General features: G+C 61.1%; 14 protein-coding genes, 1 tRNA gene and 2 pseudogenes. 7 read left to right on the top strand and 10 right to left on the bottom strand.

Annotated features, from left to right (window positions below; translation table 11 throughout):
• Positions 1-94: 94 nt before the first annotated feature.
• Positions 95-418, top strand: coding sequence for a DNA-directed RNA polymerase subunit alpha C-terminal domain-containing protein (locus tag DIE15_RS20005; RefSeq protein WP_124834153.1), 324 nt, complete (start codon positions 95-97; stop codon positions 416-418).
• A gap of 408 nt (positions 419-826) precedes the next feature.
• Here the strand turns inward: DIE15_RS20005 and DIE15_RS20000 are convergent, their stop codons facing one another.
• Together DIE15_RS20000 and DIE15_RS19995 are read right to left on the bottom strand one after the other, a co-directional pair.
• Entirely contained in the window at positions 827-1,120 is a 294-nt protein-coding gene (locus DIE15_RS20000; RefSeq protein ID WP_185734507.1) for a DUF6538 domain-containing protein, read from the bottom strand.
• An 84-nt stretch (positions 1,121-1,204) separates the two neighbouring features.
• Positions 1,205-1,279 (bottom strand) — tRNA-Gly (locus tag DIE15_RS19995).
• A gap of 219 nt (positions 1,280-1,498) precedes the next feature.
• Between DIE15_RS19995 and DIE15_RS19990 the strand changes: the two genes are divergently transcribed.
• From DIE15_RS19990 to DIE15_RS37760, 3 genes are all read left to right on the top strand, one after another.
• A complete protein-coding gene (locus DIE15_RS19990; protein ID WP_124834152.1) occupies positions 1,499-2,164 on the top strand; it encodes a hypothetical protein in 666 nt (221 codons plus the stop codon).
• Positions 2,148-3,359 carry an XRE family transcriptional regulator gene (locus tag DIE15_RS19985; protein WP_124834151.1) on the top strand — a complete coding sequence of 404 codons (1,212 nt, stop codon included), beginning with the start codon at positions 2,148-2,150 and terminating at the stop codon, positions 3,357-3,359. The genes DIE15_RS19990 and DIE15_RS19985 overlap by 17 nt, the downstream gene beginning before the upstream one ends.
• A 104-nt stretch (positions 3,360-3,463) precedes the next feature.
• The gene (locus DIE15_RS37760) at positions 3,464-3,586 is read left to right on the top strand and encodes a hypothetical protein (protein WP_260428293.1); all 123 of its coding nucleotides are present in this window, start codon (positions 3,464-3,466) and stop codon (positions 3,584-3,586) included.
• 5 nt (positions 3,587-3,591) lie between these two features.
• Here DIE15_RS37760 and DIE15_RS19980 read toward each other — a convergent pair whose 3' ends face one another.
• Positions 3,592-4,869, bottom strand: a complete 1,278-nt coding sequence (locus DIE15_RS19980) for a hypothetical protein (RefSeq protein WP_124834150.1) — start codon at positions 4,867-4,869, stop codon at positions 3,592-3,594.
• 110 nt (positions 4,870-4,979) lie between these two features.
• Here DIE15_RS19980 and DIE15_RS19975 point away from each other — a divergent pair, with 110 nt between their 5' ends.
• Positions 4,980-5,210, top strand: a complete 231-nt coding sequence (locus tag DIE15_RS19975; protein WP_124834149.1) for a hypothetical protein — start codon at positions 4,980-4,982, stop codon at positions 5,208-5,210.
• 5 nt (positions 5,211-5,215) lie between these two features.
• Here DIE15_RS19975 and DIE15_RS37755 read toward each other — a convergent pair whose 3' ends face one another.
• Positions 5,216-6,295, bottom strand: a complete 1,080-nt coding sequence (locus tag DIE15_RS37755; protein WP_260428292.1) for an HNH endonuclease signature motif containing protein — start codon at positions 6,293-6,295, stop codon at positions 5,216-5,218.
• A gap of 286 nt (positions 6,296-6,581) precedes the next feature.
• Here DIE15_RS37755 and DIE15_RS19965 point away from each other — a divergent pair, with 286 nt between their 5' ends.
• Positions 6,582-6,926 carry a cupin domain-containing protein gene (locus tag DIE15_RS19965; protein WP_006752094.1) on the top strand — a complete coding sequence of 115 codons (345 nt, stop codon included), beginning with the start codon at positions 6,582-6,584 and terminating at the stop codon, positions 6,924-6,926.
• Positions 6,927-7,046: 120 nt separating this feature from the next.
• On the opposite strand, the gene DIE15_RS19960 is transcribed toward DIE15_RS19965, so the two are convergent.
• The 3 genes from DIE15_RS19960 to DIE15_RS19950 form a co-directional block, all read right to left on the bottom strand.
• Positions 7,047-8,144, bottom strand: coding sequence for a GlxA family transcriptional regulator (locus DIE15_RS19960; protein ID WP_124834148.1), 1,098 nt, complete (start codon positions 8,142-8,144; stop codon positions 7,047-7,049).
• 310 nt (positions 8,145-8,454) lie between these two features.
• Positions 8,455-9,849, bottom strand: a complete 1,395-nt coding sequence (gene gabP / locus DIE15_RS19955; RefSeq protein ID WP_124834147.1) for a GABA permease — start codon at positions 9,847-9,849, stop codon at positions 8,455-8,457.
• Between the two features lie 563 nt (positions 9,850-10,412).
• Positions 10,413-10,697 carry a hypothetical protein gene (locus DIE15_RS19950; protein ID WP_057928471.1) on the bottom strand — a complete coding sequence of 95 codons (285 nt, stop codon included), beginning with the start codon at positions 10,695-10,697 and terminating at the stop codon, positions 10,413-10,415.
• 421 nt (positions 10,698-11,118) lie between these two features.
• Here DIE15_RS19950 and DIE15_RS19945 point away from each other — a divergent pair.
• Positions 11,119-11,328, top strand: a pseudogene (locus DIE15_RS19945) (mandelate racemase); the annotation flags it as partial.
• Between the two features lie 57 nt (positions 11,329-11,385).
• On the opposite strand, the gene DIE15_RS19940 reads toward DIE15_RS19945, so the two are convergent.
• The 3 genes and pseudogenes from DIE15_RS19940 to DIE15_RS19930 form a co-directional block, all read right to left on the bottom strand.
• Positions 11,386-11,922 (bottom strand): chromate transporter, encoded by a 537-nt coding sequence (locus DIE15_RS19940; protein WP_057928473.1) that lies wholly within the window; start codon positions 11,920-11,922, stop codon positions 11,386-11,388.
• Positions 11,919-12,527 (bottom strand): chromate transporter, encoded by a 609-nt coding sequence (locus DIE15_RS19935; protein WP_124834146.1) that lies wholly within the window; start codon positions 12,525-12,527, stop codon positions 11,919-11,921. The genes DIE15_RS19940 and DIE15_RS19935 overlap by 4 nt, the downstream gene beginning before the upstream one ends.
• Positions 12,528-12,655: 128 nt before the next feature.
• Positions 12,656-13,072: pseudogene (locus tag DIE15_RS19930) on the bottom strand (DeoR family transcriptional regulator); the annotation flags it as partial.
• Positions 13,073-13,123 lie beyond the last annotated feature (51 nt).

Raw genomic sequence — 13,123 nt, 5'->3', positions numbered from 1 at the left:
GCTCAGCGTCACAACCGCTGCGCTGTCGGCGGCATGAACTCATCCGCAAGGAAAAGTGAATTGTTCAGGGCCGACTAAAGAGAGCTACTCGAAAATGACAAAAAAAGAAATGCGCTACATCGTGTTCAAAGGTGTCAAGGGCGAAGTTGTTATGAGCTTCGACCCGAACGATGGCGGCTTTGGGTCCGGGTTTGCAAAGGCGTTAGAAGAAATGCAGAAGGAGCGAGAAGGACCCATCATGGTCGAGGACCTTGAACTCTCCGAGCGGTCAGAAGATGCGTTGCTGGGAGCCGACCTAACCCGCGTGGTTCAACTTCAAGACTTGACTATCGACGACCTGTTGACGATCGAAGGTATGAACCCGCACATGGTTGCAGAGGTCATGGTGGCGCTCCGTAAGTGCGGCCTGAAGAAGTAGCCTTCGCGGAGGGTTAAGCATCAGACGGTGTGGTGTGCCTTCAATACCAGAGCGCGAGACCGTCGACATTGAGTCGGCACGCGCCGCGTGTTCAGCAGATACCTGGAGCGCTCGATTTCCGCGATGCAATATGGATGGCGAACATCAACCGTTGAATCCGAATGCCAAAAAAGCTAGGGGCGGCGCTAGCCGCCCATGGTTACTCGGATACTTCGTTACTCGGTTACTGGTTACAGGCTACGGAACGGAATTTCTTGTAACGCACTGATTTACAAGGAAAATTATCGGTCTAACTATCCCGTGATGTATCCCGAGAACTATCCCGGAATGTATCCCGGATACTATCCCGAGTTCTGCACCACTAGATCGTGAGGCCCAGATACTTTTCGATTGCATCGACCTTGCGTTTCATGGCCCGCACGTCAATGGGCTTGTTCGGGCAGCGTCCACAAGGGAAATCATGCCCGCGCCGTCGAGCAGCGGGTTTTCCGCCCTCAGTTTTTCAATGTCCAACGTCATGAAGTGCTCGCGCCAATGCGACTGAATCCGATGGGCGACGAGTTTAGCGGCTTCCCACTCTCGAAGTCGGCTGGACGCGTGGATTTCGTTCTTGCCGACTGCTGCGCGCAGCCGCTTGGGGACGACGAGCCGGACAACATAGATGCCGCTAGGGCGACGATAGAGGCAGGAGGTTTGAGCCACCGTAGGACGCCGATGTAGGAGTCTTGCGGAGATGCTCGTCAGGCACGCACATAACCCAGTGGAATCAACAGGCTAGGTGGTGTGTGGAGCGGGCGATGGGAATCGAACCCACGTCATCAGCTTGGGAAGCTGAGGTAATGGCCATTATACGACGCCCGCAGAACGAGCAATTCTACAGGGGTTCGGGTGGGAATGGCAAGCGGGAGGTTTTGGGCGGTGGCAGCGAAACTGGCACGGCTCGATGCTGGAGAGGTGGCGTCGCTGACAGTGCCAGCTTCGGGTTCGGACGCGAACGTAAATCGAGTGATTTTCTCTTGCACGCGAAACTTTTGGTGGTAAAATTCTCGTTACTCGAAAACAACCTACGGTGTGTCCTGTATGGCGACTTCGCCCGTTGATGGTATCGAAGCTCTGGAACAACTCATCGTCCAAAACATCCCGCGCGATGCGCTGATGGCTTGCGAGGATGCGTATCACAATGGAGATGTAAAAGGCCGCACCCGCGCGTCCGAGTTTGCGCAGGGACACCGCCCGTCTGCCGCGGGTCAAGTGAAGCACTTTTATATTAATGAGGCGTTTCACGAAGCTTTGTTGGCTCACGGCGGGGATCCGACGCCGCTCCGTGGCACCCGTCTCGTTGTGGGGCGCTGGGGTATCTTCCACGTCGCACGTTTGAATGTCCCTGGACATCAGTGGGTGAATTTGCGGCGGAGTGCGACGCGCAAGACGTTGGCAGAAGTCAACAAAAGCATCGAGCGCAAATACGTGCAGGGCGACTTGTTCGATGACGCGTCGGAAGCGACGGCTGGCACCATTTTCATTCTCGGCGTGATGGATGGTGTTGACGAGAATGGCATCGCTCAGCTGACTCAGGTCATGTTGGCGCTGCCAGCGCCCGATATGAAGTCCTGGTTGTATATGAAGTCGGTGACCGAATTCTTGAGCTTGTACGAGCACACGGACGCGGCGGAGCAGCCGGACAATGCATTGCCCAAACTCAAGACGCACCCCAAGAAGCAAACTGGAAATGACCAAGGGAATTAACGATCTTCAGCCCGCACGCCTGGAACAGGCGCTCGCCGCACGCAGCCTTACGAAAGGCCAGCTAGCGAGCCTTGTCGGCGTTGCGGCGTCAACAGTTACGAAGTGGTGCAAGGGTGACCAAGCACCTGAGGCGGAAACCTTCGAGCGCTTGGCTTCCGTGCTCAATGTCCAGCCGGACTGGCTGACGCGTCCGGTGTTGCCGCGTGTGTCTAGTCCGCTATACCGTAGCAACGCATCGGCGCTTAAAGCTGCTCGGGCTAAGCTAGAGGCTCGCACGGAATGGACGCAGGAGATTTTGGTTGTTTTGAGCGAGTACGTCGATTTCCCGCAGTTGAATCTTCCCGAGCGCTCCTACCAAGATCCCGAGCAAATTAGCGATGCTGACATCGAAGCGGCGGCTGAAGAGTGCCGTTCACTTTGGCAGTTGGGTCGCGGTCCGATCCAAAATTTGGCTTTGGCTGCTGAGGGTGCGGGGATCCTCATCGTGCGGGAGGAAACCGATATTTCGGCAATCGAAGGTCTTTCGAGCTGGAGCAAACTGCTTGAGCGGCCGATTGTATTTCTCTCGGCGGACAAGGCCAATGGTTTCCGGAGTCGATTCGACCTAGCGCACGAAATTGGTCATCTTGTCCTACACAAACACATACCGAGAGCTGACGAGCGAGACCGCTACAACCAGATGGAAAAGCAAGCGCACCAATTTGCCGGTGCGCTGTTGCTTCCGGCGGAAACGTTTGCATCCGAGATTCGCATTCCCGCGAATTTAGACAACCTACTTATCTTGAAGCAGCGTTGGGGGGCATCGGTCGCCGCCATGATGATGCGGTTGCACGCGCTCGGTCTGCTTAGTGATGAAGAAAAGTTATCGCTTTTTAAGCGGCGATCTGCGCGTTGGGGTTCGAAGGCTGAACCGGGCGACGAAAAGTGGGAGCCCGAGATGCCACGCTTGCTCCGGCGCACCGTGGAGCTTCTTGTTAACGAGGGCATTGTCCCTGCTGAACGGATTCCGCAACACCTGGGCTATTCTGCAAACGACGTGATGAAACTCTGCTGTTTGCGCGAAAACTACTTCCGTGCCCCTGCGGAAGTCTTGGATTTGGCGGTCCTTCGTTCGGCAACTTCGAATGCCCGATCTACGCGGACGGTCATGCAGGAGGCGGGCGCCATCGTGTCATTTGATCGGTTTAAGAAGTAGCAGGCCCTCGCTTCAAATCGTCAAGATTCGGGATTATTTCGTCAGTGTTGAGCGGCACCATTGGCTCACTGCCATGTGGCAGGTGAAACGAGGAGAAATCCAGCATGGAAAAGCACGATCTCGACAACCACTCCGATCAACTGAACCCGAACAACGACGCCTATTGGCAGTCTCGTGGGGAGGACGAGCGGCCGGACGACTGGGAAGAACGCTTGGCTGATAAGTAAAAAAGTTAGGCGCTCCGACCCGATGCACCCGTGGCCGAGGCTTCCATCAAGCGTTGGCGGCGGGCCAGGTAGTCGTCTCGGTTTAGGAGCAGGACGCTGCGGTGCTTTCCTTGCCTCTTCCAAGTGACGCAGCACGTCTCAAGCATGATGGCCGCGAAATAGAGCGGCATGGGTATCGGAGGGGGATGCCGCTGGCGTCTTGGCGTGGAGGATGCCTCCAACCAAAATCGCGCGAAGTCTGCGGCGGTCATTGACTTCTGTCCGGATCTCCACTGTGCCAAAAGTCCAGTGGACACGGAAGTGGTCCAGCACGCGACCTCCTTCCAGGACGGTCGTTTGCGCGGCCACTGGCCATTGCGCGAGCGGTAAATCAGGCGAACACTGAAGTCCAGCAGCAGCGCTACTGGCAATTCGACCAAACCGCGCCGGCTTGGCCGGTCAGTCTCAACGGCGGCACGAGGGGACAGGCGCGGAAACAATCGAGTCACCACCGAGCCGTCGATGGAATCTGACCAGACAGGGCCGAGGTATCTCTGTATGCAGATATCAAAGATCGCTAGCAGGGAGATTAGGCAATGGACGCCGATCACAGCGATGAGGGGTGTTGCCTCCTCCCACGATGAGGTCTGGGCGAGTTCCGCAAGCGCTTGTCGCTCGGAATAATCTGCCGCGAGTTGGCCTTCCGGACGGTCAAAGTGCTCCGCATCGAAGATGGAGCAATCACGCAATATCTGCCCAATTTGGACAGGCGGCATACCGTCGCGATACGCGTGTTCCAGATCCCAGATCAGTCTGTCGATCTCGATGGCATGAGAGATGGCTTCTTCGCCGCCGCCAAATCCGTAAAAGGCAGCATAAGTAAAATCGGCGTAGCCGGTCGGAAAGTCCGAGCGAAGGCCGGGGAACCCGGCCTCGAACTCCGCAATTTCCTCGGGTTTCCATTGCTTGCGGCGGAGTTGCGATCGCATGTTTGCGATGCGACGTTGCATCGCACGGTCGAGGGTGGACTGACGCCGCACCCCTAGCCGCAACTGCGATCTCGATAGTCCGGTGGTGTGCTGGATAAAGGATGCCCCAGACATATTGTGAGCACGGGCAAGAACTTTTACGTGTGCCTGGTATAGCACATCCGCAGGCGTCATCCCGGCGAAGTATTGACGTACCTCGGCGATCGATTTTGGCTCTTTGAGCTTTCTATGCAGGATCTGCAATAGTGGGTTGAGTGAGGGGCTGGTCTTCATCACGTTCGCTGGCGACATGCTGGAATGGGACTGCACGCTCATGATAAGAGATTGGAAATCCTGCGGCCGCCTGTTCTGGCTTTTTGCGAACTACCCGTAGTTGAAAGTTACTCGCCGTTGTACGATTGATGGAATGGCCGGATAGTCGTCGTATGGACGATACCCAACACCACGACGATTTCCCGCCGCTGACCATTGACCAGATTCGCGATCTGCCTACGGCAGTTCACAAAGATTTCGGCGGCAAGCTTTCGCGAGCAGATTTCACCGAGAAACTGCTGATGCTTCTCGAAGACATTCCGGGGTTCAGAATGGGCGGCGTGCTGGCTTCGCTTATCGAATCGGCATGGGCGACGTACAGCGGTTGTCCGCTCGAATCCTGAGTTTTCTATTCGCGCACCAGCTCAGCTACCTTTTCATAGAGCGTTTCTCGGTAAGCACGAGCATTTTCCGAAAAGTGGAGTCGTCGATGGCAGTTAGGGCAAACGGCGACCGCGTTCGTCGGCGTATCCGATCCGTCGTCCGCAAGTCTGCGGAGATGATGGACCTCCAAAAATGGGAAGCCGTCTGCCCCGATGAACGGAGCCGGTTGGTCGCAAGCCTCGCATGTCCCATTTGTTCGCTCCAGCACCCAAGCTTTGACCTGCGGATCCCGTACGACGCTGGTCGTGGTCGATGTGGTCTTTTTAGGCGTTTTGCTTCCTGCAGGGCGTTGCTTCAGCGTCTTGCGAAGCTTGGCGACCGTAGCCGCTTCGGCAGCCGTGTGTGATTCATGTCGACCTTCCAATTCGCAGATGAGAGCTTCTATCTGCTCGGTAACCCGCACCCCAACGTTCTTTGCCGGTGGGAGGCCGGGTATCCAGTCCCGCCCCATGAGGGCTAAGACGTGGGAGATGTTCTGCATCCGGTATTCGCACGACTTCTCGGATCGACCAATTTTCGCGGAGAGGTCTCGATAGACCTGCTTTTTTACAACCGGTTGTCCATCCCGGAGCCGACGTGCCATGTCGAGATACGCGACGACCGACGCTCTCAATTCTGGCTCCGACCAGTCCAACTCAAGCCGATTTTCTTCGTCGATCCTTCTCGCCCAGTCTTGCATCAGAAGTAGACACGTCGCTTCGTCCTGGACCCAAAGATACGAACCGCTGTAGTCACTATTGATCTGCAATAGATTCGGGTCACACCCATGTCGCAGGGCGAATTCGATCTTGTCGAAGTTCGGAGGAGCCTTGGCGCGATTCTTCTCGAATCGGTACAAGCAAGCATACGGGGGATTATGCCCCCAGAGGTTCTCGTGCATATTCCCGACATGCACACCGCGCCAAGTGATACGCAGCGTCTTTCTCTGGTTATTTGGGCCCTGCGTCGTGGGAGCGACAGTAAAGCCGGCAGCTTCCAGCGCATGGATAACGCTCAGTGCGAACGCACTCGGCGGAGTGCCCGTATAGTTTGAAAGATCAGGCATAGAACAAGTTGTTTTGCGTAAGTGCAACGGTCATCGCTGAATTCTTAGTGGTAGCCCATCCCAACGCCAGTGACGCGAACAGGCCGACTGCAAGACGATGTAACACTCTCGCGTCAGAATTGCAACGCGAGTCCCGACGCAAGGCGCAACGGAACGCGCTCACGACACACCGCCCCGCGCGCCGGTGTCGAAAATAGACGAGTCGGTGTCGGAAGCATACAAGCCCCGCCAACGCTTTCGAACTAACGTGACAGACCTCTTATACGATCGTTAGTCTGGAGCCGACATGTCCGATTTCATCACCGTTTTGCGCGAAACCTGCCCGACGCCGGTCCTTGATGCGACCAAGTGGAAGCGCATCGGCGGCGATCCGCACACCGTGAACCTCAACGCTTACCTCTCCAAGGACGGCAGCAAGATCATGGGTACCTGGATCTGCACGCCGGGCAAGTTCGAGGTGAACTACGAGAAATGGGAGTACTGCCATTTCCTCGACGGCTACTGCATCATCACGCCGGAAGGCGAGGAAGCGGTGCACCTGAAAGCCGGCGACGTGTTCGTCATCGAACCCGGGATGAAGGGGACCTGGGAAGTGGTGGAGACGGTGCGCAAGTACTTCGTGTTCGCCTGAGCGAGTTGATCGGTTCGGCCTGCGCAAGGGCGCCGGTCGTTCCGACGCATTGCGCCGCACCCTTCAGCCGATACCGACGAACAGGGATTGCGGCCGGGATGACCCGCGAGGGATTCCGGTTCAATAGAACTCGTTCCGGTTCGGAAACAGCTCGCCGAGCGTGGTCGCACGCTCGGCCGGTTCCGCTATCGCGCCGATCGCGCAGGGTGCCTGACGCTCACGATAGGCGCCCGGCGACATTCCGTACGCGCGCCGGAACTCGCGCCCGAGATGCGACGCATCGGCAAATCCGCAAGCCGCCGCGATTTCGGAAATGTTCTTGTCCAGATGCATGAGCATCCATGCGGCCGTGCGAATCCGGATCGCCCGATAGCAGGCGGCCGGCCCGCTGCCGGTGGCTTCCCTGAACAGCCGTTCCAGCTGTCTGGCCGACAGGTCCAGTCGTCGCGCGAGCTCGTCGATCGTGATCGAGTGGCTGATGTGTTGTTCCATCAGCAGGATCGCGCGCTTCACCTTCGGATGCGCGTTGGGCGCGACGCCGGGCGGATGCGGCTGCGGCGCGCTGACCGTTTCGCGCCCGTCGACCAGCAGGATCCGCAGCGCCTTGTAGACGATCGACGGCTCGATGTGCCGCACCAGGATCGCGGCCGCGACGTCGATCGACGCGCGTCCGCCGGAGCAGGTCACGCGCCGGCCGTCCATGACGTAGAGACGATCGGACACCACGAGCTTCGCATCGACGGACGGAAACCGCTCGATGAAGTCCCAGTAGTGAAACCAGCTGATGCAGATCCGGTGTCCGGCCATCACGCCCGCACGCGCCAGTGCGAACGCGCCCGTGCAGATGCCGACCAGCATCGTGCCCGCCGATGCGGCCGCGCGAATGAATGCGAGTGTCGTCGCGTCGAGTTCCGATCGGGCGTGCAGGAGCCCGCCCACGACGACCACATAGTCGTATTCCCGGCGCGCATCCAGCGACTCCCACGCCGGGATCTGGATTCCGCAACTCGCGCGAACCGGGGCGGTCATGTCGCCGAGGATCGTCCACGACAGCCTGACCGGCCGGCTGTTGTCGCCTTCGTCGGCCGCGAGGCGCAGTACGTCGATCATCCCCGAGAACGCCGTCAGCGTGAAATTCGGCAACAGGATGAAGCCGAACCGGATACGTGTCGGCGTGTCGGATTCCGGCGGGGGGGCGACAGGCGCTGCATGACTCATGATGATGCGCGGATAGTGCAGCTGCTCGCGCAGATGCGAAACAAGGAAGGCCGGCGCGATTCTTGTCGAATCGCACCGGCCGGCCGACGTAGGGCCGCAGACTCGGCTGGGATGCGAATGTCCGCCGCGAACGACGCGGCCCGGACCTCATCGTCCGGGCCGCGTCGGAAACATCGCCGTTGCACGGCGGTCGTCGGCGAAGGGCGCGAAACGTTCGACATGCGCGAAGCCTGATGCGACCAATGCGACCGATGCGACCGATGCGCCGGCAGCGGCAACCGCGCGCCTGCCTGCGCGCGTCGATTCGCCCTCAGGCCGACGACACGCCGCGGCGGCCAAGGCTCGACTGCGCGTCGCGGCTGCGCTGGTTGATCCGCGCGGCGATCAGCACGAGCGCGGCGAGCACGCCGGTTGCGGCGATTTCCATCCGGTGGCCGTCGAGGAACAGCATCGTGACGAGCGTTCCGCAGATGAACACGATGACTGCCCACGTGAGCCACGGGAACATCCACATCCGCAGCGTCAGCGCCGAACCGCTCACGTCGAGCATGCGGCGCATCCGCAGTTGCGACACTGCAATCACCAGATACACGAGCAGCGCGATCGCGCCGGACGTCGCGATCAGCACGTTGAACACTTGCTCCGGCACCACGTAGTTCGCGATCACGGTCAGGAAGCCGAACGCGGTCGATGCGAGCACGGCCGCACGCGGCGTGCCGGTCGAATCGGTGCGTTGCAGGAACGCCGGTGCGTCCTTGCGCTTCGCGAGCGAGAACAGCATGCGCGACGCCGTATACAGCGCCGAGTTCAGGCAACTCGCGACCGATACGAGCACGATCACGTCGATGATCGCCTTCGCGTGCGGGACGCCGAGCAGTTCCATCACGCGCTGGTAGGAGCCGTGCACCGGCAGCAGCGGATCGTTCCACGGCACGATCGCGGTGACGAACAGGATCGAGCCGAGATAGAACAGCGAGATGCGCCAGATCACCGAATTCGTCGCGCGCACGATCTGCCGCTCCGGATTCTCCGATTCGGCCGCGGCGATCGTCACGATCTCGGTGCCGACGAACGAGAACATCGTCATCAGCATGCCGGCGAATACCGCACCGATTCCGTTCGGCATGAACCCGCCGTGCGTGACCAGGTTCGAGAAGCCCGATGCGTGGCCGCCCGGCAGCAGCCCGAACACGGCCGCACCGCCGATCGCGATGAACACGGCGATCGCGACGACCTTGATCAGCGCGAACCAGAACTCGAATTCGCCGTAGTTCTTGACGGAGAAGAGGTTGGTCACCGTCAGCAGCAGCGTCACGCCGAGCGCGAAGATCCAGGTCGCGATACTCGGGAACCACGCGTTCAGGATGGTGGCCGCCGCCGTTGCCTCGATCGGAATCACCAGCACCCAGAACCACCAGTACAGCCAGCCGATCGTGAAGCCGGCCCAATGGCCGATCGCGCGATCGGCGTAGGTCGAGAACGAGCCGCTGTCCGGGTGCGCGACGGCCATTTCGCCGAGCATGCGCATCACGAGGACGACGAGCGCACCCGTCAGTGCATAGGCGATCAGTGCCGCCGGTCCCGCTGCCGCGATTGCGTGCCCGGAGCCGACGAATAGGCCCGCGCCAATCACGCCCGCGATCGACAGCATCGTGACGTGGCGTTGCTTCAGGCCTGTCGCCAGGCCCGTATGACTACCATTCATGTCGTCCTCCAATCCCTGTTTCCAGTGTCTGGTTTGTTGTTCAATGAATTGCGCGTTGCAGGGAGGCACCGCGGCGCTTCGGCACGCTTCGGCTCACCTGGCGACATGTATCTTCTCGGCACAAAACCACGCGATCTAGAAAATATCCGACCGCAACCCATAACAAATGCGACGCGCTGTTGACCGGCAGCGACATTTTTCGCGTGCGATACCGATCGGCGAGGCGATGCGACGGTACAAAGGCAAATTGCGGGGCGCTATCGGATATCGGCAAGCGTTGCCGATATCGGGCGTGGATGACGTGGAGCGACACGTGAGTGGCGGCTTGCATCGACCAGCCGAACCTTCGATGGCCGATGCAATTCAAGCGCACGCGAGATGGCGTGCAAGGCACTCATCCTGAGGATTCGTCGTTTCGCGTGAATGTCCCGCAAGTGGATCGCGGCTTTCGCGATCCTCGGGCGTGCGGTGACGATCGAAGGGGCGCCGATCGGTTGGGTCGGCTCGGCGCTTCGTGCTTGCATGAAGCGCAGCCGGCTGGTTTTCGCAACAGGCAGAATGCGTCAGTGTATGTCGGCAAAGAGCGGCTGCTTGCCGCGATTGCCGTCGATGATTTCCTCCGCGTAGCGCAGGGAAGCCCGGCGCGCTTCGCCTGCCGATTCGAACGGCGCGTGCTCGAGCACGCGGAATGTTTCACTGCGGGTCAGCGTTTCGGCGGTGCCGCGCAGACAGATCTTCACGGCCGCGTCGAAGCCGCCGTCGTAGTTGTGCGGGTTGCCGTTCTGCGACGCAACGTGCGGATAAATCAGTGGATAGATTTCGAAGCCGCGATAGAGATGCATGCTCATGATCAACTCCTGGGTTCGGACGCGAAAAATCGCCTGGACGAACGCATCCGACCGGTATCACCGCTGCGCGGCGCGACGGGTTGGGTGAAAGGGGCGGCAATGCGTGCGGATGAATGCGCAACGCAGTGTGGGGGCAGACGGCGGGGCGAGCGGTCGTCGAAATGACCCATGCTCGGACGAATTCATCATACGCGCATCGTATTGGATGTCCATCTTATTCTCGGCCGTGCCGGTGGTGCGAGTGGACCAGCTGAGACTTGCATGATGCGCATCGTGCACGACGGAAAATTAATCTGCATTCCGATGTTGTTCGGTGCGATTCGGACGATGCCGGACAAGTCGCACGACTTCACTGCGTCGCGACGGCCACGCGCCTGCGAGCTCTCGCGCAAGCGCCTATGATGCAGCGATCCGCCAGTCGCACGGCGGTCATCTGTTCGCGCTGTACGTCGTCGCTGCGCTCGGGCTCGGCGGTGCGGAGGTCAGTCCGTTCGCGTTCCGTCCGTTCAGCGGGCTGGTGGACGGCGAAACGTTCGACGCCGGCTGCGCGGCCGTGCCGCAGGCGCCGGGCATCGGCTTCGAGCTTCATGCCGACGCGTACCGCGTGTTTCGCAAGGTAGCGGGTGGCTGAGCGCCACGGCCGGCCTCGGCGCACGTCGCTCGCGAACGGTGTGCCCGGCGTCTACCGTCAGCCGATCGCGTGCACGCCGACGAGCAGCAGCGCGCCGACGGCGATCAGCAGCAGCGCATGAATGCGCGTGACCATCACGCACACGGTCGATGCGACCGCGATCGCCCGCGCGGGCCAGCCGCCGTCGAGCGCCTGCAGCAGCACCCAGACTGATGCGAGGAGCATGCCGGCCGCGACCGGGCGCAGGCCGGCCTCGAGCGCGATTTGCCAGCGTGCGCCCTGGTGCCGCCGCCACAGATGCGCGATGCCGTAGATCAGGAACGCGGTCGGCCCGAACAGCGCGAGCGTCGCGATCACCGCGCCCCAGAAGCCCGCCACCTGCCAGCCGATCAGCGTCGCGAGCAGCGAGCCGGGGCCCGGCGCCATCCGCGCGATCGCGAAGTCGTTCACGAACTGCGTGGCCGTCATCCAGTGATGCACGTCGACGACCTGCCGCTGGATGTCGGCGATGATCGCCTGACCGCCGCCGATCGTCGCGATCGACAGCGGCGCGAACACGCCGAACAGCGCGGTGTAGCGTGATGACACAGTCATCGCTCGTCGCTCCCGACGGCGGCGGCCGCACGGCGGTATTCGAGCGCGACGCTCAGCGTGCCGCCGATCAGCACGGTCCACACGAGCGGCCAGTGCAGCACCGCAACCGACACGAACGTGAGCGTCATCACCGCGAACGGCAGCACGCGGCGCGGCAGCCGGCGCACTGCGGTGATCGCCATCGAGATCGACAGCCCGATCGCGGCGGCGGCCGCGCCCGCGAGGGCGACGTGCGTGAGCGTAAAGCGCGTGAGCGTCGAGAACGCGACGCCGAACAGCACGATCAGCACGGCCGGCGGCGCGATGATGCCGGTGAAGCCGGCCACCGCGCCGCGCCATCCGGCGAGCCGATAGCCGATCCAGATCGCGAGGTTCTTCACGTTGACGCCCGGCAGCGCCTGCGACAGCGCAAGACCGTTGAGGAAGGCTTCTTCGTCGAGCCAGCGACGCTCGTGCACGAAGTCGCGCATCATGCGCCCGCTCAGCCCGCCGCCGAAGCTGGTCAGGCCGATCTGCGCGAAGGCGACGAACAACGCGAGGACGCCAGGTGGCGGGGCATCGCCGTCAGGCGGTGTGGGGGCGATCGGAGCGGAAGGCGAAGACATCGGATGGACTGGACGCGGCAGGTGGGCGTCGCCCATGGTAGCAAGCGGTGCCTGTCGCCACGCTGACATCGCGCCGGCGACGATGTCGGTGCAACGCCGCTGGTGCCGCCATCGAAGTCGCCGCGCGGCTATGCCCGCACGACCGTCACGCCTGCTGCCCCGATCGGCTCGGTCAGCGCCGCGTTGGTTTCCTGTTCGACCACGATGGATTGCGCGAGCTCGCCGATCACGAGCTGCGACACCGCACGCAATTTGGATTGCGAAGCAAGAACGACCGTCTCGCCGGCGGGCGCGGCCAGTGCACGCTTGATCGCCGCTTCCTCGAAATCGCCGGTGCTCAGCCCCGCGACCGGATGAACGCCGATCACGCCCATGAAATACAGGTCCGCGTGGATGCGCGCGATGCCTTCCATCACCGTGGCGCTGGATGCGGTCGAGCGCGGCGAGATCGTCGACGCGAAGACGATCGTGCTGCTGCAGTACGTCGCGCTGAGGGAACCCGCAGGCGTGCGCGCCGCAACTGCGTGATGTCGCGTCACGGTGCTCGAACGGGCGTATGATCGCGCGACGCCCTTCGCGCACCGTTCGACGCTACT

The sequence above is a fragment of the Burkholderia sp. Bp9031 genome (assembly GCF_003857965.1).
Classification (GTDB): Bacteria; Pseudomonadota; Gammaproteobacteria; order Burkholderiales; family Burkholderiaceae; genus Burkholderia; species Burkholderia ambifaria_A.
The sequence above is the reverse complement of the archived record's forward strand: the minus strand, read 5'-3'. Positions and strand labels throughout refer to the sequence as shown.